The organism is Paraburkholderia diazotrophica, assembly GCF_038900755.1.
Taxonomy (GTDB): domain Bacteria; phylum Pseudomonadota; class Gammaproteobacteria; order Burkholderiales; family Burkholderiaceae; genus Paraburkholderia; species Paraburkholderia diazotrophica_A.
The window spans coordinates 43,688-59,956 of sequence record NZ_JBBPEN010000014.1; the positions used below are offsets into that span (position 1 = coordinate 43,688).

A 16,269-nucleotide genomic window follows, 5' to 3' on the forward strand; every position below is an offset into this window, starting at 1 on the left:
GAGGCGTTCCGGATACGACCGCCAACACGGCGCCGTATCGGGAACGCTTGCACGATAACAATAACATCACCGCAGAGCGAACAGCCTCACTCCACCGTCACCGATTTCGCGAGATTGCGCGGCTTGTCCACGTCCGTGCCGCGCGAGCACGCCGTGTGATACGCGAGCAACTGCAGCGGCACGACATGCAGAATCGGCGACAGCAATCCATAGTGCTCCGGCATGCGGATCACGTGCAGGCCTTCGTCGTTGACGATCTTCGTATCGGCATCGGCGAACACATACAACTGGCCGCCGCGCGCGCGCACTTCCTGAATGTTCGACTTGAGCTTTTCGAGCAGCGCGTCATTCGGCGCGACCGTCACGACGGGCATCGCCTCCGTGACGAGCGCCAGCGGCCCGTGCTTCAGCTCGCCCGCCGGGTAGGCCTCGGCGTGGATGTACGAGATTTCCTTGAGCTTCAGCGCGCCTTCCAGCGCGATCGGATAATGCAGGCCGCGGCCGAGGAACAGCGCATTCTCCTTGCGCGAGAACTCTTCCGACCACGCGATGATCTGCGGCTCCAGCGCCAGCACGCTGTTGAGCGCCGCGGGCAAGTGGCGCAACTGGCGGATGTAGTCGGCTTCCTGCTTCGCGCCGATGTGGCCGCGCATCTTGCCGAGCGTCGCAGCGAGCACGAACAGCGCGACCAGTTGCGTCGTGAAAGCCTTCGTCGATGCAACGCCGATCTCGCGGCCCGCATGCGTGAGAAACGACAGTTCCGTCATGCGCACCATCGCGCTCGTGGCGACGTTGCACACCGCTAGCGTGTGCTTGTGCCCCAGCGATTGCGCGTGCTTGAGCGCCGCGATCGTGTCGGCCGTCTCGCCGGATTGCGAAATCACGACGACGAGCGACTTCGGATTCGGCACCGAATCGCGATAACGGTATTCGCTCGCGATCTCGACCTGCGTCGGAATCTTCGCGATCGATTCGAGCCAGTATTTCGCCGTCAGGCCCGAGTAGTAGCTGGTGCCGCACGCGAGAATCAGCAGGCTGTCGATTTCCGCAAACGCGTTCGAGGCGCTTTCGCCGAACAGCGACGCATCGAACACATCGGATTGCGGAATCGTGTCCGAGATCGCGCGCGGCTGCTCGAAGATTTCCTTCTGCATGAAATGGCGATACGGGCCAAGCTCGACCGCGCCGCCGTATGCCGCGACCTGGCGCACGTCGCGCTCGGCCGGCTTGCCGTCGCGATCGAACACGCGAACCTTGTCGAGCGTCAGTTCGCAGACGTCGCCTTCTTCGAGGAACATGAAGCGATCGGTGCTGCCCGCCAGCGCAAGCGCGTCCGACGCGAGGAAGTTCTCGCCTTCACCGAGACCGACGACGAGCGGCGAGCCCTGGCGCGCGCCCACCACCGTATGCGGCTGGTTCTTGTGCAGCACGGCGATTGCGTACGCGCCGTGCAGGTGCCCCGTCGCCTCGCGCACGGCCGCGAACAGATCGCCGTGATACAGGCTGTGGATCAGATGCGCGATCACTTCCGTATCGGTCTGCGAGATGAACTCGTAGCCCTTGCCGCGCAGCATGTCGCGCAGCGTCTCGTAGTTCTCGATGATGCCGTTGTGGACGATCGCAAGTTCGTTGCGCGAGAAGATCGGGTGCGCGTTGTCGGTGACGGGCGCGCCGTGCGTCGCCCAGCGCGTGTGCGCGATACCCGTCACGCCTTCGAGGCGAGTCTCGCGCACCTGCTCGTCGAGATCCGCGACGCGCGCCACGCTGCGCGCGCGCTTCGGCTCGCCGCCCGCGAGCACGGCGACGCCGCACGAGTCATAACCGCGATATTCGAGGCGACGCAATCCTTCGATCAGGACAGAAACGATGTTTCGCTGCGCTATCGCGCCGACAATGCCGCACATAATCAATGATCCTTTGCAGAGTTAGGGTCCGCAGCGCACCTCGCGCGCGGCTCCCTTCAGCTTTTCTTCTTCGTCGGGCGCACGTAACCCTTCTTGCCCACCTGGGTCTTCTCGTTGAGCACGAGCAGGCCGTCTTCGACGTCCTTCCACACCGTCGTGCCCGCCGCGATCGTCACGCCGCGGCCGACGCGCACGGGCGCCACGAGTTGCGTGTCCGAGCCGACGAATACGTCGTCTTCGATGATCGTGCGGAACTTGTTCGCGCCGTCGTAATTGCAGGTGATCGTGCCCGCGCCGATGTTCACGCGCGCGCCGACGTCCGAATCGCCGATATACGACAGGTGATTCGCTTTCGACCCGTGGCCCAGCACTGCGTTCTTCACTTCGACGAAGTTGCCGACGTGCGTCTCGTCCGACAGCGCCGCGCCCGGACGCAGACGCGCGTACGGACCGAGCACGACCTGCGCGCCGATCTTTGCGCCTTCGATGTGCGTATAGGCGTCGACACGCGTGCCCATGCCGATGGTCGCGTTGCGGATCACGCAGTTCGGCCCGATCGACACGTTGTCGGCCAGCGTGACTTCGCCTTCGAACACGCAATTCACATCGATCGACACATCGCGGCCGCATTCGAGCGAGCCGCGCACGTCGATGCGCGCCGGGTCGGCAATCGTCACGCCCGCGACGAGCAGTTCGTCCGCGACGTTGCGCTGATGAATGCGCTCGAGTTCGGCGAGCTGCTGCTTGCTGTTGACGCCGAGCGTTTCCCATTCTTCGTCGGGCTGCGCGGTGACGACATCGATGCCCGCTTCGATCGCCAGCTCGACCACGTCGGTCAGATAGAACTCGCCCTGCGCGTTGTCGTTCTTCAGCGACGACAGCCAGCCATCGAGGCGCTTCGTCGGCATCACGACAATGCCCGTGTTGATCTCGGCGATCTTCTGCTGCTCCGGCGTCGCGTCCTTCTGTTCGACGATGCGCTCGACCTTGCCGTTCGCGTCGCGCACGATGCGGCCGTAGCCGGCGGGATCGTCGAGCGTCACAGTCAGCACGCCGTAGCCGTCGTGGCCCGCGCTATCGGTCAGGCGCTTGAGCGTGCCCGCTTTCGTGAGGGGCACATCGCCGTACAGCACGAGCGTCGGCTGCGAAGGATCGAGCAGCGGCAAAGCCTGCTGCACCGCGTGCCCCGTGCCGAGCTGCTGTTCCTGCAACGCGAATTGCACATCGGGTGCCGCGACGGCCGTGCGTACCTGTTCCGCGCCATGACCGATCACGACGACGAGCCGCGTCGGCCCCAGCGTGCGAGCGGTATCGATGACATGTGCGAGAAGCGGCCGACCGGCCAGGGGATGAAGCACTTTCGGCAACGCGGAACGCATGCGCTTGCCGGTGCCTGCCGCCAGAATCACGATGTTCATGACGTGGGCGTCTATGACGAGTTTGGAGTGGGCGATTCTAGCACGCTGCGCATGACGGCAACGTTGCCAGGCAGACCGACAAATCCCCGCAAATGCCTGTGCTGAAAGGCTTTGCGGGGATCTGACGAAACTGTCAGAGATCGTCGAATTGCACGAACGAGATCGTTTGCGACGCGCTTTGCTGCGTGCCTTCCGGCGTGGAATCGGTGGAGCACGGCTCTTCGTCGAACGCGATATCGCCTTGCGGGTCGGCTTCGCCCGTCGCCCGCAGATTCGCGAACGGGAACAGCGTGTGGTCCATCAGATGCGACGGCACCACGTTAGACAGCGCATTGAACATGTTATCGACGCGGCCCGGGAAACGCTTCTCCCATTCACGGATCAGCGCCTTCATTTCCGCGCGCTTCAGGTTCGGCTGGCTGCCGCACAGATTGCACGGAATGATCGGGAATTCGCGCAATTCCGCGTATTTTTCGAGGTCCGTTTCCTTCACGTACGCGAGGGGACGGATCACGACGTTCTTGCCGTCGTCCGATTGCAGCTTGGGCGGCATGCCCTTCAGCTTGCCGCCGTAGAACAGGTTCAGCAGCAGCGTCTGCAGGATGTCGTCGCGATGATGGCCGAGCGCGATCTTGGTCGCGCCAAGCTCGCCCGCCACGCGATACAGAATGCCGCGCCGCAGACGCGAGCAGAGCGAGCACGTCGTCTTGCCCTCGGGCACGAGACGCTTGACGATGCTGTACGTGTCCTGATTCTCGATATGGAACGGGATGTCCAGCTTGCCCAGGTACTCGGGCAGCACGTGTTCCGGAAAGCCCGGCTGCTTCTGGTCGAGGTTCACGGCGACGATCTCGAAGTCGATCGGCGCGCGCTCGCGCAGACGCATCAGGATGTCGAGCATCGCATAGCTGTCCTTGCCGCCCGACAGGCACACCATCACCTTGTCACCGTGCTCGATCATGTCGTAGTCGCCGATCGCCTGGCCGACCTGCCGCGCGAGCCGCTTGAACAGCTTGTTGTTCTCGTATGCTTCTTTCTGCTCGCGGCGCGTGAGCGCGTGCTTGCGCTCGGCGGCGGCCGCTTCGGCTCCGGCGGCGTTCGCGTCGACGCCCGTCAACGTTTCGGGAGCGTTCATCGCTCAGTCCTCTTTGATCTGGAAGACTTCGACGCCCACGGCATCGCAGTCGGAATAAACATCGGGCTTTTCCGTCGAAAGGCGCACGGCGCGGACCTGCGGATGCGCGAGCAGCGCCTTGGCGAGGTCGTCGCAGAGCGTCTCCTGCAGATGGATATGCCCTTGGCTCACGCGCTGTGCGATCGTCGCGCGCATGAAGTCGTAGTCGACGACTTCGCGCAACTTGTCTTCGACGGGCGTCGACAGCGCGAGCGGCACGAACAGTTCGACGTTGATCACCACGCGCTGCTCGCCGCGTTTTTCGAACTCATGCACGCCGATGTTGATGTGCACCTCGTAGTTGCGCAGAAAGAGCCTGCGGCAATCAGCGAGCCGGGGATGAAGCAAAGCGGCAGACATGTTCGTTCCAGTACAAAAGGGCGCGTGCGCAAAAGGGTGCGTGCGGCACGCAGTTGCAATTGGGCGCGCTTCGCGGCGCGCCGGTGGGGCGCGACCTCGCGGTCAGGCGCCCGTCAAAAACATCACATCGCGCGGCAGCGGCACGAGATGCTGGCCGCCGTCGACGACCAGCGTCGTACCCGTGACGCCCCGCGCATCCGCGAGATACAGCGCGGCCGCGACGATATCCTCGATGCGCGACGCGCGGCCGAGCGGCGTGACCTTGTGCGCGGCCGCGAAGCTCTCCGGCGTCTGATCGCCGGATTGCAGCGTGAGGCCGGGCGCGAGGCCGACGACGCGCACTTTCGGCGCCAGCGCCTGCGCGAGCGCGACGGTCGCCGTGCCGAGCGCGGCTTTCGTCAGCGTGTACGACAGGTAGTCCGGATTCATGTTGTACAGCTTCTGGTCGAGCACGTTGATGACGGCGCCGCGCTGTGCCTCGTCGTGCCGCGCCGCCTCGGGCGTGACTTCGTGCAGCATCCGCGCGAGCACGAGCGGCGCGCCGACGTTGATCGACGTCAGATGCAGCAGTTTCGCGTAGCCGATGTCGAGCGCGGTGTCCTCATCGAACAGCGACGCGTTGTTCACGATGCACGACGGACGCCCCAGCGCCGCGATGCAATCGGGAAGCAGACGCTCGACTTCCGCCTCGACGGACAGATCCGCCCTCAGCGCGACGGCGCGCCGCCCGAGCGCGGCGATTTCCGCGACCACGTCGTCGGCTTTCGCCTTCGACGAGCCGTAGTGCACCGCCACGTCCCAGCCCGCCGCCGCAAAGCCGACGGCCAGCCCCCGGCCGATCCGGTGCGAAGCGCCCGTGACGAGGACGACGCGCTCGCGTCGGGCGTTGGCGGCGGAAGTGTCGTTCGAGGCGGTCATTTACAATGCAAGGATGAATCCGAAAGCTCACCAACCCGATAGTTTACCTGCTCCCGGCCCGACCGCGCTCGCGCAGTCCGAAGCGCTGGTTTCGCGGATTCGCGCGGAGATCGACGCGAACGGCGGCTGGATGCCGTTCGATCACTACATGGAGCGCGCGCTGTACGCGCCGGGATTGGGCTACTACAGCGGCGGCGCGCTCAAGTTCGGCCGCCGCGCAGAAGATGGCAGCGACTTCGTGACAGCGCCGGAACTGTCGCCGCTCTTCGCCGAAACGCTTGCGCGGCCCATCGCGCAGGCGCTCGAAGCAAGCGGCACGCGACACGTGATGGAGTTCGGCGCGGGCACGGGCAAGCTGGCGTCCGGCTTGCTCAATGCGCTTTCGGGGCTAGGCGCGCAGTTGGACAGCTACTCGGTCGTGGATCTATCGGGCGAATTGCGCGAGCGTCAGCGGCAGACAATCGAAGCGCAGGCGCCCGCCATGGCCGCGCGCGTGCGCTGGCTCGACGCGTTGCCGGAGCAGTTCGAAGGCGTGGTGGTGGGCAATGAAGTGCTCGACGCGATGCCCGTGCGTCTGTTCGCGCGCAGCGGCGGGCAATGGCACGAGCGCGGCGTCGCATTCGAGAACGGCGCATTGCGCTTCGCAGACCGTCCCGTTCAGTCGACGCACGACGCCGCGTTCCTGCGCGATCTGGAAATCGACGGCGATGTCGATTACGTGACGGAGACGCATGAAGCGGCGCTCGCCTTCACGCGCACCGTCTGCACGATGCTCGCGCGCGGCGCGGCGATTTTGATCGACTATGGCTTTCCGCGTCACGAGTACTATCACGCGCAGCGCACGCAAGGCACGCTGATGTGCCACTACCGGCACCGCGCGCACGGCGATCCGTTTCTCTATCCGGGCTTGCAGGACATCACGTCGCACGTCGAATTCACCGGTATCGCCGAGGCGGGCATCGATGCGGGTGCGGATCTGCTCGGCTATACGTCGCAGGCGCGTTTCCTGATGAACGCGGGCATCACGGAAGCATTGAGCGCGATCGATCCGTCCGACATTTCCAACTTCCTGCCCGCCGCAAACGCGGTACAGAAACTGCTATCGGAAGCCGAAATGGGCGAGCTCTTCAAGGTGATCGCGTTTTCGCGCGGCATCGACGGCACACTCGATGCGTTCGCGCGCGGCGACCGTTCGCACACGCTGTGAGGCAAACACGATGATCCGCTGGCTGCTCACCACGTTTATCGCCGTGGCCGTGCTGTCGGCGTGCTGGCCGTGGCTGCGCAAGCTCGGTATCGGCAGGATGCCCGGCGATGTCACGCTGCGTCTGTTCGGAAAGGAGTATCCGTTTCCGTTCATGTCGACGCTGATACTGTCGATGCTGCTGTCGCTGATCGCCCGGCTGCTCTGATTCGCGCGTGTTCCCGCACGCGCGTTCCCTCACGCATCTTCCGACGACGCTTCGTTCAACGCTTTCGCCACCGCGCGCACGCGCTCGCGATGCACGGCATCCTTGATCTTCGCGGGGTCGTCCGCATACGCGCTCGCGACCGCGCCCGCATCGACCGAGCGCGCCGCGACGAGCGCCTCGCGCAAGCGCTCGGCCTGCGGATAGGCCGCCGCTTCGAACCCGAGCCGGCCGCGCGCGTCGGCTTCGCACGCCTGCAACGCCTCCGCGAAACGCGCGGGCTTGCGCAGCGCGTCGCAGCGCTCGAATAGCCGCACGAGTCCCGCCGACTTCGTCTCCATCACACGATGAATGTTGCCGTGCTCGCGCGCGACCAGCACCGCGAGATCGCGGCATTCGTTCGGCACGCGCAGGCGCTCGCACAAGGGCTTGAGCAAATCGACGGTGCGCCCTTCGTGGCCGACGTGGCGCGGAAGAACATCTTCGGGCGTCGTCGCCTTGCCGAGATCGTGCGTGAGCGCGGCGAAGCGAACCGTCAGCGCGTAGTTTTGCGCGGCGGTGTGATCGACGACCATCATCACGTGCACGCCCGTATCGACTTCCGGGTGATAGTCGGCGCGTTGCGGCACGCCGTATAGCGCGTCGATCTCCGGCAGAATGCGCGCGAGCGCGCCGGATTCGCGCAGCACGTCGAACATCCGCGATGGCTTTTTCTCCATCAGGCCGCGCGAGACTTCCTGCCACACGCGCTCTGGCACCAGCGCATCGACTTCGCCCGCCTCGACCATCTTGCACATCAGCGCCATCGTCTCCTGCGCGATGGTGAAATCGGCAAAGCGCGCCGAGAAACGCGCGACGCGCAGAATGCGCACGGGGTCTTCGAGAAACGCATCGCTGACATGCCTGAACACGCGGTTCTTCAGGTCCGTCTGGCCGTCGAACGGATCGATTACCGGGCCCGTCAGATCGCCGTCCGGCGTCACCTCGCGGGCCATCGCGTTAACGGTCAAGTCGCGCCGCGCAAGATCCTCTTCGAGCGTCACATCGGGCGCGTAGAAGAATTGGAAGCCGTGATAGCCCGCCGATGTCTTGCGCTCGGTGCGCGCGAGCGCGTATTCCTCGTGCGTGTCCGGATGCAGGAAAACGGGAAAGTCCTTGCCGACGGGGCGAAAGCCCTTCGCGATCATCTGTTCGGGCGTCGCGCCCACCACGACGTAATCGCGATCCTGCACGGGCATGCCGAGCAGCTCGTCGCGGATCGCGCCGCCTACAGCGTAGATATTCATGCGCAGATATCGTACTTGGCGATGTCATGTCCTTCGCGCAACGCATCGCTGATCCAGGCGCTAACGGCCGGCTGCTCCGTCACGCGGCGCGCGTAGGCGGCGGCCACGTCCGACAACTTCGGCTGCCACGTGTTGAAGCGCATCACGACGGGCGCGTACATCGCATCGGCAATGGTGAACTCGCCGAACAGGAACGGGCCGCCATACGTTTCGAGACACTCGCTCCAGATCTCGTCGATGCGCGCGACATCGGCGAGCGCGCCAGGCGTCGCGCCCTTGCCGGGGAACGACGCGCGGATGTTCATCCACATGTTCGAGCGCAGATCGCCGAAGCCCGAATGCATCTCGGCGCTGACGCTGCGCGCGCGCCCGCGCGCGGCGGCGTCGCGCGGCCACATCGCATGCTGCGGATAACGCTCGGCCAGCGTCTCGCAGATCGCGAGCGAGTCCCACACGGTGATGCCATCGTCGGTGATCAGGCAGGGCACTTTGCCCGAAGGCGAATGCGCGAGGATGGACGCTTCCGTCTGCGCTTCGGCCAATGGAATCCGCACCTCTTCGAATGGAATGCCGAAATGCGTGAGCACGAGCCACGGCCGCATCGACCACGACGAATAATTCTTGTCACCGATAACGAGTTTCATGCTTTGCCATAAGTGAAGTTGAAGGGAACGACGGGTTCGAGCTCAACGGCCCGCGCTTTCGCGGAACGTGTTGAAGCGCGAGCGAAACGACGAACCCGTCAGATACACGGGCGCGATCGTTTCGATGCTGGCCGGTTCGATATCGAGCTCGGGTGCGAGCGGCGCGCTCAGCACCGCATCGATTTTCATCGAGTCGAGATTGTCGCGCGAGATGACGGGTTCGCCGGGCGCGAGTTCGAACGACAGCGCCTGCAGCCGCGCAAGCGAATCGGGCAGACGGATGATGCGCGCATGCTTGCCGATCACCGAGCCGCAGTACTCGACGAGCGCTTCGAGCGTATAGACGGAAGGTCCGCCGAGTTCGTAAGTGCGGCCCGTCGATGCATCGAGATCCAGCACGTTGACGATCGCTTTCGCGACATCGCCGACAAAGATCGGCTGAAAGCGCGCCTCGGCCTTCGCGAGCGGAATCACCGGGAACACGCGCTGCAGGAACGCGAACTTGTTAAGGAACTGGTCCTCGGGACCGAACACGACGGACGGGCGAAAGATCGTCGACGCGAGCATCGACGACGCGTGAATCGCGCGCTCGCCGTCGCCCTTCGAGCGAAGATACATGCTCGGTCCGCGCGGGTCGGCGCCGATCGCGCTGATATGGATCAGCCGATGCACGCCCTTGCCTTCGCATGCGGAGACGATCTTTGTCGGCAGCTCGACGTGCGCTTTCGCGAACTCGGGGCCATACGGATCGCCGCGATGACCGTGCAGCACGCCGACGAGATTGATCACGGCATCCGCGCCCTCGACGAAGCGCGCAAGCTGGATGGGATCGAACACATCGACTTCGACCACGTCGATGGGAAGCAGCGTGAGATGCCGCGCGTTATAGCGTCTGCGGGTGGCAAGGCGCACCGTCTTGCCGAGTTCGACGAGCGCGTTGACGAGGTGACTGCCGATGAAGCCGGAACCGCCGATGATCGCGATGGTTTGATGTCGCATTTTTCGACTCCCTGAAGGAAGCCGCGGCAACGGCTGAAAGTCGGGCGCCGCTGCGTGTGCGTGTCACGCGGCGGCGGCCTGGCGCACCGTCATTGCAAGGGCGAGATGTAACCCAGACGCGCCTTCAGCGATTGCGGACGGCCTTCGAACAACGCTGCATAGTAGACCGTGTTGGACAGCACGTTCTTCACGTAGTCGCGCGTCTCCTGGAACGGGATGGCTTCCGCGAAAATCGCGCCTTCGACACCGTGTGGCAACGACGCGCGCCAGTTGCGCGGACGGCCCGGACCGGCGTTGTAGCCGGCTGTGGCCAGCACGGCGGATCCGTCGAATTCATTGTAGATCATCGACAGATAGTTCGTGCCGAGCAGGATATTCGTATTGATGTCGTTCATCTGCGCGCGCGAAATTGGACCGAGGCCGATCTTCTTCGCGACCAGTTGCGCGGTGCCCGGCATCAACTGCATCAGGCCGCTTGCGCCGACATCCGAGCGCGCATTCATGATGAAGCGCGATTCCTGACGGATCAGACCATAGGCCCATTCGACGTCGAGCCCGTTCGATTGCGCGTCGCGCTCGACGATATCGCGGAACGGCGACAGAAAGCGCAGCGAGAAATCGTGTTCGCTCTTCGTGCGATCGGCCGTATTCACCGCGCGGTCGTACAGTTCGATACGGCGCGCGTACTCGGCGGCGGCGATCAGTTGGCGGTCGTTCATGTTGCGCAGCGGCCAGTTCCATTCGCGATTGCCTTCCAGACGCAGATTCAGCGAATAGAACTTCTGAGCAAGGGCGAAGCCCGGTGTCTTGCCCGCCTGCTCGACTTCCGTATCGGAGACGGTCGTCTTCGGCGGCACGATGATCTTCTGGCCGAGTTCTTCCGCGGCGAGCTGGCCGTAGAAGTTGTAGCCCTGTGAAATCGACTCGAATTCCTGGTTCGCCGTCGTCACGTCGCCTGCCTGCTTCAGCGCGCGCGCGTGCCAATAGACCCACGCGGGCTGGCTGCGCAGCGACGGCGGCATTTGCTCGATCGACCAGCGCACCATCGTCCAGTCGCCGGCAACGAGCGCCACGCGCGTGCGCCATTCGTACGCGGGATTCGACAGCGACGCATTCGCCGACAGGCGATACCAGTCGACGGCGCCCGGCATCTGCTTCGCGGCTGCCTGATAGGCAATCGTGCCCCAGCCGATCGCGCGTTCGGGCGTGGTCAGCGACGGCGCGACGGAACCGAACGTTGCGGCTGCCATCGCCGGATCGTTGCGGGCCATGCGCGTGATCGCGAGCAACGCGAGCTGATGAGACTGCTGATCGGGGCCCACGCCGCGCGCGAGCAGAAGCGGTGGCGTGCTCGCCGCCTGATCGAAGAGCGTCGGATCGGGGCGGTTGTTGCCGAGCGCATCGACGAGCTTCGCGCCCGTGTTCGTCTGATTCTGCTCGTACGCGAGACGGATCTGCTGCCAGACGTCGTCGCTGGTGAATTGCTGATTGATCGCGAGCGCCGTGATCAGGTCGACGCAGCCGTCGCCATAGTTGCGCGGCTCGACGAGCAGCGCGCGTGCCGCGTCGGCGACGTTCTCGCCCTTCGACGCGCGCGATTCGAGCGCGTAGCACTTCACCTGCGTGTCGTCGTCGAGAACGAAGCGCGCGTATTGCTGGTCGAAATTGCGCCAGTCGTGGCGCGCGCCGAGCACGACGAGGTAGTCGTTGCGCATGCGGTCCGCGATGGCCTGGCCGTCGTAGCGTTCGAGGAACGACAGCACGGGCGCATCGGGCGCGTCGACGCGCGGATGCCCCTGGTTGTCGAACAGCTGCGGCTTCAACTGGAAGTACTCGAGATACGACGGCGCCGGGTAATCCGGAATCATCGCCGCGAGTTGCGCGGCGCGGCCAGCATCGTTATTGCGCGCGGCCTCGCGCAATTGCACGAAAATCTGGTCGTCGTTATTGGGTGGGGAAAGCTGAATGGGCCTGACGGCGGAAGCTGTGCTGCACGCGACGAGTGCCGCCGCTGCGAGCGCCAGACTGGCCGCGCGATATACTCGGAAGAGGCGTTTGGACATCGTTATTTCTGGAGCGCGAATTGAACTCAAGCATAGCATGCAACCTCGGCGCAAAATCGAAAAAGGAACTGCGTACAACGCTTCTCGAAGCGCGTCTGCATGCGGCTCGCGGGCCAGGTATCAACGATGCGCTGAACCGTCGCGTGCTCGATGCGTTGAAGCGCTTCGCGCCGAAGAGCGTAGGGTTGTACTGGCCGCTGTCGGGCGAGTTCGACATACGCGCGGCGATCGCGATCTGGCTCGCGACGGACGCCACGCGCCGCGCGAGTCTGCCCGTCATCACGGGACGCGAGAAGCCGCTCGAATTTCATGTGTGGACGCCGGACATGCGGATGCAACTCGGCGCACATCGCATCCATGAACCAACGTCGGGCGAAGCGGTCACGCCCGATCTTCTGTTCGTGCCGTGCGTCGGTTTCGATGCGGACGGCTATCGGCTCGGCTATGGCGGCGGCTATTACGACCGCACGCTCGCGATGTTTCGCGACGCCGGGAAAGTGCCCGTCACAGTGGGCATTGCGTATGAAGCATGTCGTACGGAAACGCTGCAGCACGAAGCACACGACATTCCGCTCGACGCGATCGTCACCGATGCGGCCTGGTATCCGAAAGAGAAAGAGATCGCCTGAGTTCGCGGTCGCAATTTCGTAGACAGTCTCAAAGCGATGCGGCCGCGCGCGCCGCCGTGTCGTAGATGCCCGACGCGTTGCGCATCAGTTGCGCGGCCTCGCCGATCTGTTCATTGGTGAGGCCGCTTTCCTTAAGCGTCGCGATCAGACAGTTCTCACGCACCTCGCGATACTTCATGCACAGATCGCGCCCCGCCTGCGTCGCGGAAAAGAACACCTCCTTGCCGGTCTTTTCGCTTTTTACATACCCTCTAGCTACGAGCTTCTTGAGCGCATAGGTCGCGACGTGCGTGTCCTCGATGTTCAGCACGAAGCAGATGTCGGCGATCTTCTTGCGCCGCTCACGATGGCTCACGTGATGCAGCAGCGACACCTCGATGGCCGTCATGTCCTTGTCACCGGCAGCCGCCATACAACGCACCATCCAGCGGTTGAACGCGTTGCTCGCCATGATCAGCCCATATTCCAGTTCGGACAGTTCCGCACTGAACTCGGAAACAAGATGTTCCGATGAGACGATTTTGGTCGGATGACGCGCCATGGTGGTCTTTTAGCGTGATGGTTGATGCGAGTGTACGACTTCACCCGCATCCGGGCGAGCCTGGGGAGATCGCTTATTGATAAATTGTCGATATTTTATTGAGAATGTACGCTATCCGTCGCGCAGGGCAGCGAACATCGTCCGACGAATCTGCTGCTCTCGACCTAATCCAGGATTTCGATGACTGAACCCCGCATCTTTCCGCTCGGCGATACCGCGCTCGTCTGCGAGGCGTCGCCGCCTGCCACGCTCGATTGCCAGCGCCGCGTCTGGGCGGCCGCACAGGCCGCGCGCGACTGGCAGCACGTGCTCGAAGTGGTGCCCGGGATGAACAACCTCACAGTGATCTTCGATCCGCTCGAAGCCGATCCCGACGATCTGACCGCGAAGCTCAAGGCCGCCTGGGAGCGCGCAAGCGCCGCGCCCGCCGCTGGCCGCGACGTCGAGATTCCCGTGCAGTACGGCGGCGACTACGGCCCCGATCTGAAGGCGGTTGCCGATCACACGGGGCTGTCGGTGAAGCAGGTCGTCGAGCGGCATGCGAGCGGCGAGTACATCGTGTTCTTTCTCGGCTTCCAGCCCGGCTTCGCGTACATGGGCGGTCTCGAAGACGCGCTGCACACGCCGCGCCGCGGCGAGCCGCGTCTTGAGGTGCCCGCGGGCTCGGTCGGCATCGGAGGCGCGCAGACAGGCATCTATCCGGCGACGTCGCCGGGCGGCTGGCAACTGATCGGCCGCACGTCGCTCAAACTCTTTGAACCGTCGCGCAATCCGCCGACCCTTCTCCAACCGGGCGATCGCGTCCGCTTCACCATCGCAGGACTGCATTCATGATCGACGTGATACGCGCGGGTTTGCTGACGACGATCCAGGATCTCGGACGCCACGGCCACCGGCATCTCGGCGTCGCGATGGGTGGCGCGCTCGACCGGCTGGCGATCGAAGTGGGCAACCGGCTGGTCGGCAACAGGCCCGATGCCGCCGGGCTCGAAATCACGTTAGGTCCGACCGTGCTGCGCTTTCCGCGCCCGACGCGCGTCGCAATCACAGGCACCGAGTTCGGCGCGACGCTCGATGGCAGGCCCGTCTATTCGTGGTGGAGCCTGCCCGTCAAGGCCGGCCAGGAGCTGACGCTGAACACGGCCAGGCGCGGGATGCGCGGCTACGTATGCATCGCGGGCGGCATCGACGTGCTGCCGATGCTCGGCTCACGCAGCACCGATCTGCAAGCCGGCTTCGGCGGACTCGGCGGCCGCGCGCTGCGCGACGGCGACCGGCTGCCCGTCGGCGCGCCGCGCGTGGGCGCCGGCTCGGGCTTCTCGCCCGATGCGCCGGAGTTCGGTGTGAAAGCGCCCGCGTGGTGCAAGTTCGTGCTCGTCGACGAACCCATACGGCGCGGCCGTCATCCGTCGGGCGTCGCGTGGGCGCCGCCCATCCGCGTGCTGCCCGGCCCCGAGTACGACAGCTTCACGGCCGACGCACAACAGGCCTTCTGGAACGAGGAATGGCTCGTCACGCCGAACAGCAATCGCATGGGCTACCGGCTGTCCGGCAGCGAACTGAAGCGCACGCAGAAGACCGATCTGCTGTCGCACGCGGTGATGCCCGGCACGATTCAGGTGCCGCCGAACGGCCAGCCGATCATCCTGATGAGCGATGCGCAGACGACGGGCGGCTATCCGAAGATCGGCGCCGTGATTCACGCGGATCTGTGGAAGCTCGCGCAGGTGCGCCTGAACGGCGCGGTGCGCTTCGTCCCGGCTACGCCTTATGAGGCCCGCCAGGCGCTGATCGAAGAACGCAAGTACTTGCGGCAGATCGATGCCGCAATCGGCATGCATGAAGAACGCTGCGCGCGCGTTGCCGCGTCCGCAGTGGCTTAACGAAGAGGACATCATGGAAATCGACTTGAACGCCGACCTCGGCGAAGGATGCGGCTCCGACGAGGCGCTGCTCGATCTCGTCAGCTCGGCGAACATCGCGTGCGGCTGGCACGCGGGCGGACCCAACGCGATGCGCGACTGCGTGCGCTGGGCGGTGCAGAAAGGCGTGTCGATCGGCGCGCATCCGAGCTTCAACGACCCGGAGAACTTCGGCCGCAAGGAAATGGACCTGCCCGCGAGCGAAATCTATGCGGGCGTGCTGTATCAGCTCGGCGCGCTGTCGGCGATCGCGCAGGCCGAGGGCGGGCGCATCGCGCACGTGAAGCCGCACGGCGCGCTCTACAACCAGGCGGCACGCGATCCGAAGATCGCCGATGCGATCGTGTCCGCCGTGCACGACTTCGATCCGTCCGTCGCCGTGTTCGCACTGGCGAACAGCGGGCTCGTGACGGCCGCGCACAACGCGGGGCTCGTCGCCGTCGAAGAAGTGTTCGCCGATCGCGGCTATCGCGCCGACGGTTCGCTCGTGCCGCGCAAGGAGCCGGGCGCGCTGCTCGATGACGAAGACGAAGTGCTCGATCGCACGCTGACGATGGTGCGCGAGCAGCGCGTGAAAGCGGTCAGCGGCGAGTGGGTGCCCATCAACGCGCAAACGATCTGCCTGCACGGCGACGGTCCGCACGCACTCGCGTTCGCGCGCCGCATCCGCGCGGCACTCGAAGCGGCGGGCATCGGCGTGCACGCGGCCGGCGCGGCGCGCGTCTGATTCCGCAACGCATGCCGCATGCACCATCAGCAATCGACGCCCCGCTCTTCGCGGGGCGTTTGCCAAAACACAACGGCAACGCTTGCCAGCGATTTTTTGAAGCATCAGAAGTTCGGTAGTAGCCGGGCAGTAACAGCAGCAACGACAGGCAGTGAGCCAAGCGGCCGTCGAAGAGCCGCACGGCAATGAGGGCATCCGCGCCCACATGGCCCGGAGTCAAGAGAGTTCGCCGCCACGCGCGGTGTCCCAACGCAGGACCACCTCTGGAGATCTAG

Annotated in this window: 16 protein-coding genes; 6 read left to right on the forward strand and 10 right to left on the reverse strand. The window is 64.7% G+C overall.

What is annotated here, in order from left to right:
- Positions 1–86: 86 nt before the first annotated feature.
- The 5 genes from glmS to AABE10_RS30810 form a co-directional block, all read right to left on the reverse strand.
- Positions 87–1,904 carry a glutamine--fructose-6-phosphate transaminase (isomerizing) gene (glmS, locus tag AABE10_RS30790; protein ID WP_342936928.1) on the reverse strand — a complete coding sequence of 606 codons (1,818 nt, stop codon included), beginning with the start codon at positions 1,902–1,904 and terminating at the stop codon, positions 87–89.
- A gap of 56 nt (positions 1,905–1,960) precedes the next feature.
- The gene (glmU, locus tag AABE10_RS30795; RefSeq protein WP_342936929.1) at positions 1,961–3,322 is read right to left on the reverse strand and encodes a bifunctional UDP-N-acetylglucosamine diphosphorylase/glucosamine-1-phosphate N-acetyltransferase GlmU; all 1,362 of its coding nucleotides are present in this window, start codon (positions 3,320–3,322) and stop codon (positions 1,961–1,963) included.
- Between the two features lie 133 nt (positions 3,323–3,455).
- A complete protein-coding gene (gene ttcA, locus AABE10_RS30800) occupies positions 3,456–4,457 on the reverse strand; it encodes a tRNA 2-thiocytidine(32) synthetase TtcA (RefSeq protein ID WP_342936930.1) in 1,002 nt (333 codons plus the stop codon).
- A gap of 3 nt (positions 4,458–4,460) precedes the next feature.
- Positions 4,461–4,856, reverse strand: a complete 396-nt coding sequence (locus tag AABE10_RS30805; protein WP_090871314.1) for a dihydroneopterin aldolase — start codon at positions 4,854–4,856, stop codon at positions 4,461–4,463.
- A 102-nt stretch (positions 4,857–4,958) separates the two neighbouring features.
- Positions 4,959–5,774 carry an SDR family oxidoreductase gene (locus tag AABE10_RS30810; RefSeq protein WP_342936931.1) on the reverse strand — a complete coding sequence of 272 codons (816 nt, stop codon included), beginning with the start codon at positions 5,772–5,774 and terminating at the stop codon, positions 4,959–4,961.
- A gap of 13 nt (positions 5,775–5,787) precedes the next feature.
- Between AABE10_RS30810 and AABE10_RS30815 the strand changes: the two genes are divergently transcribed.
- Both AABE10_RS30815 and AABE10_RS30820 read left to right on the forward strand, forming a co-directional pair.
- On the forward strand, positions 5,788–6,981 hold the full coding sequence (locus AABE10_RS30815) for a class I SAM-dependent methyltransferase (protein WP_342936932.1): 1,194 nt from the start codon (positions 5,788–5,790) through the stop codon (positions 6,979–6,981).
- A 10-nt stretch (positions 6,982–6,991) separates the two neighbouring features.
- The gene (locus AABE10_RS30820; RefSeq protein WP_342936933.1) at positions 6,992–7,186 is read left to right on the forward strand and encodes a DUF2905 domain-containing protein; all 195 of its coding nucleotides are present in this window, start codon (positions 6,992–6,994) and stop codon (positions 7,184–7,186) included.
- Between the two features lie 29 nt (positions 7,187–7,215).
- Here the strand turns inward: AABE10_RS30820 and AABE10_RS30825 are convergent, their stop codons facing one another.
- The 4 genes from AABE10_RS30825 to AABE10_RS30840 form a co-directional block, all read right to left on the reverse strand.
- Complete coding sequence (locus tag AABE10_RS30825) at positions 7,216–8,469, reverse strand: multifunctional CCA addition/repair protein (RefSeq protein ID WP_342936934.1); 1,254 nt, start codon at positions 8,467–8,469, stop codon at positions 7,216–7,218.
- Complete coding sequence (locus AABE10_RS30830; protein ID WP_342936935.1) at positions 8,466–9,113, reverse strand: glutathione S-transferase family protein; 648 nt, start codon at positions 9,111–9,113, stop codon at positions 8,466–8,468. The genes AABE10_RS30825 and AABE10_RS30830 overlap by 4 nt, the downstream gene beginning before the upstream one ends.
- A gap of 42 nt (positions 9,114–9,155) precedes the next feature.
- On the reverse strand, positions 9,156–10,112 hold the full coding sequence (locus AABE10_RS30835; RefSeq protein WP_342936936.1) for a complex I NDUFA9 subunit family protein: 957 nt from the start codon (positions 10,110–10,112) through the stop codon (positions 9,156–9,158).
- Between the two features lie 89 nt (positions 10,113–10,201).
- Positions 10,202–12,175, reverse strand: coding sequence for a lytic transglycosylase domain-containing protein (locus AABE10_RS30840; protein ID WP_342936937.1), 1,974 nt, complete (start codon positions 12,173–12,175; stop codon positions 10,202–10,204).
- Positions 12,176–12,195: 20 nt separating this feature from the next.
- On the opposite strand from AABE10_RS30840, the gene AABE10_RS30845 reads away from it, so the two are divergent.
- On the forward strand, positions 12,196–12,804 hold the full coding sequence (locus AABE10_RS30845) for a 5-formyltetrahydrofolate cyclo-ligase (protein WP_342936938.1): 609 nt from the start codon (positions 12,196–12,198) through the stop codon (positions 12,802–12,804).
- A gap of 28 nt (positions 12,805–12,832) precedes the next feature.
- On the opposite strand, the gene AABE10_RS30850 is transcribed toward AABE10_RS30845, so the two are convergent.
- On the reverse strand, positions 12,833–13,345 hold the full coding sequence (locus AABE10_RS30850) for a winged helix DNA-binding protein (protein ID WP_087736256.1): 513 nt from the start codon (positions 13,343–13,345) through the stop codon (positions 12,833–12,835).
- A gap of 180 nt (positions 13,346–13,525) precedes the next feature.
- Between AABE10_RS30850 and pxpB the strand changes: the two genes are divergently transcribed.
- The 3 genes from pxpB to pxpA are packed head-to-tail and all read left to right on the forward strand — an operon-like array spanning position 13,526 to position 15,994.
- Entirely contained in the window at positions 13,526–14,179 is a 654-nt protein-coding gene (gene pxpB / locus AABE10_RS30855) for a 5-oxoprolinase subunit PxpB (protein ID WP_342936939.1), read from the forward strand.
- Positions 14,176–15,228, forward strand: a complete 1,053-nt coding sequence (locus tag AABE10_RS30860) for a biotin-dependent carboxyltransferase family protein (protein WP_342936940.1) — start codon at positions 14,176–14,178, stop codon at positions 15,226–15,228. The genes pxpB and AABE10_RS30860 overlap by 4 nt, the downstream gene beginning before the upstream one ends.
- Before the next feature lie 13 nt (positions 15,229–15,241).
- A complete protein-coding gene (pxpA, locus tag AABE10_RS30865; RefSeq protein WP_342936941.1) occupies positions 15,242–15,994 on the forward strand; it encodes a 5-oxoprolinase subunit PxpA in 753 nt (250 codons plus the stop codon).
- Positions 15,995–16,269 lie beyond the last annotated feature (275 nt).

Bases quoted from the DNA above. Each gene is read 5' to 3' on its own strand.
- glmS (WP_342936928.1), bottom strand. From the start codon at position 1,904: ATGTGCGGCATTGTCGGCGCGATAGCGCAGCGAAACATCGTTTCTGTC.
- glmU (WP_342936929.1), bottom strand. From the start codon at position 3,322: ATGAACATCGTGATTCTGGCGGCAGGCACCGGCAAGCGCATGCGTTCC.
- ttcA (WP_342936930.1), bottom strand. From the start codon at position 4,457: ATGAACGCTCCCGAAACGTTGACGGGCGTCGACGCGAACGCCGCCGGA.
- AABE10_RS30805 (WP_090871314.1), bottom strand. From the start codon at position 4,856: ATGTCTGCCGCTTTGCTTCATCCCCGGCTCGCTGATTGCCGCAGGCTC.
- AABE10_RS30810 (WP_342936931.1), bottom strand. From the start codon at position 5,774: ATGACCGCCTCGAACGACACTTCCGCCGCCAACGCCCGACGCGAGCGC.
- AABE10_RS30815 (WP_342936932.1), top strand. From the start codon at position 5,788: ATGAATCCGAAAGCTCACCAACCCGATAGTTTACCTGCTCCCGGCCCG.
- AABE10_RS30820 (WP_342936933.1), top strand. From the start codon at position 6,992: ATGATCCGCTGGCTGCTCACCACGTTTATCGCCGTGGCCGTGCTGTCG.
- AABE10_RS30825 (WP_342936934.1), bottom strand. From the start codon at position 8,469: ATGAATATCTACGCTGTAGGCGGCGCGATCCGCGACGAGCTGCTCGGC.
- AABE10_RS30830 (WP_342936935.1), bottom strand. From the start codon at position 9,113: ATGAAACTCGTTATCGGTGACAAGAATTATTCGTCGTGGTCGATGCGG.
- AABE10_RS30835 (WP_342936936.1), bottom strand. From the start codon at position 10,112: ATGCGACATCAAACCATCGCGATCATCGGCGGTTCCGGCTTCATCGGC.
- AABE10_RS30840 (WP_342936937.1), bottom strand. From the start codon at position 12,175: ATGTCCAAACGCCTCTTCCGAGTATATCGCGCGGCCAGTCTGGCGCTC.
- AABE10_RS30850 (WP_087736256.1), bottom strand. From the start codon at position 13,345: ATGGCGCGTCATCCGACCAAAATCGTCTCATCGGAACATCTTGTTTCC.
- pxpB (WP_342936939.1), top strand. From the start codon at position 13,526: ATGACTGAACCCCGCATCTTTCCGCTCGGCGATACCGCGCTCGTCTGC.
- AABE10_RS30860 (WP_342936940.1), top strand. From the start codon at position 14,176: ATGATCGACGTGATACGCGCGGGTTTGCTGACGACGATCCAGGATCTC.
- pxpA (WP_342936941.1), top strand. From the start codon at position 15,242: ATGGAAATCGACTTGAACGCCGACCTCGGCGAAGGATGCGGCTCCGAC.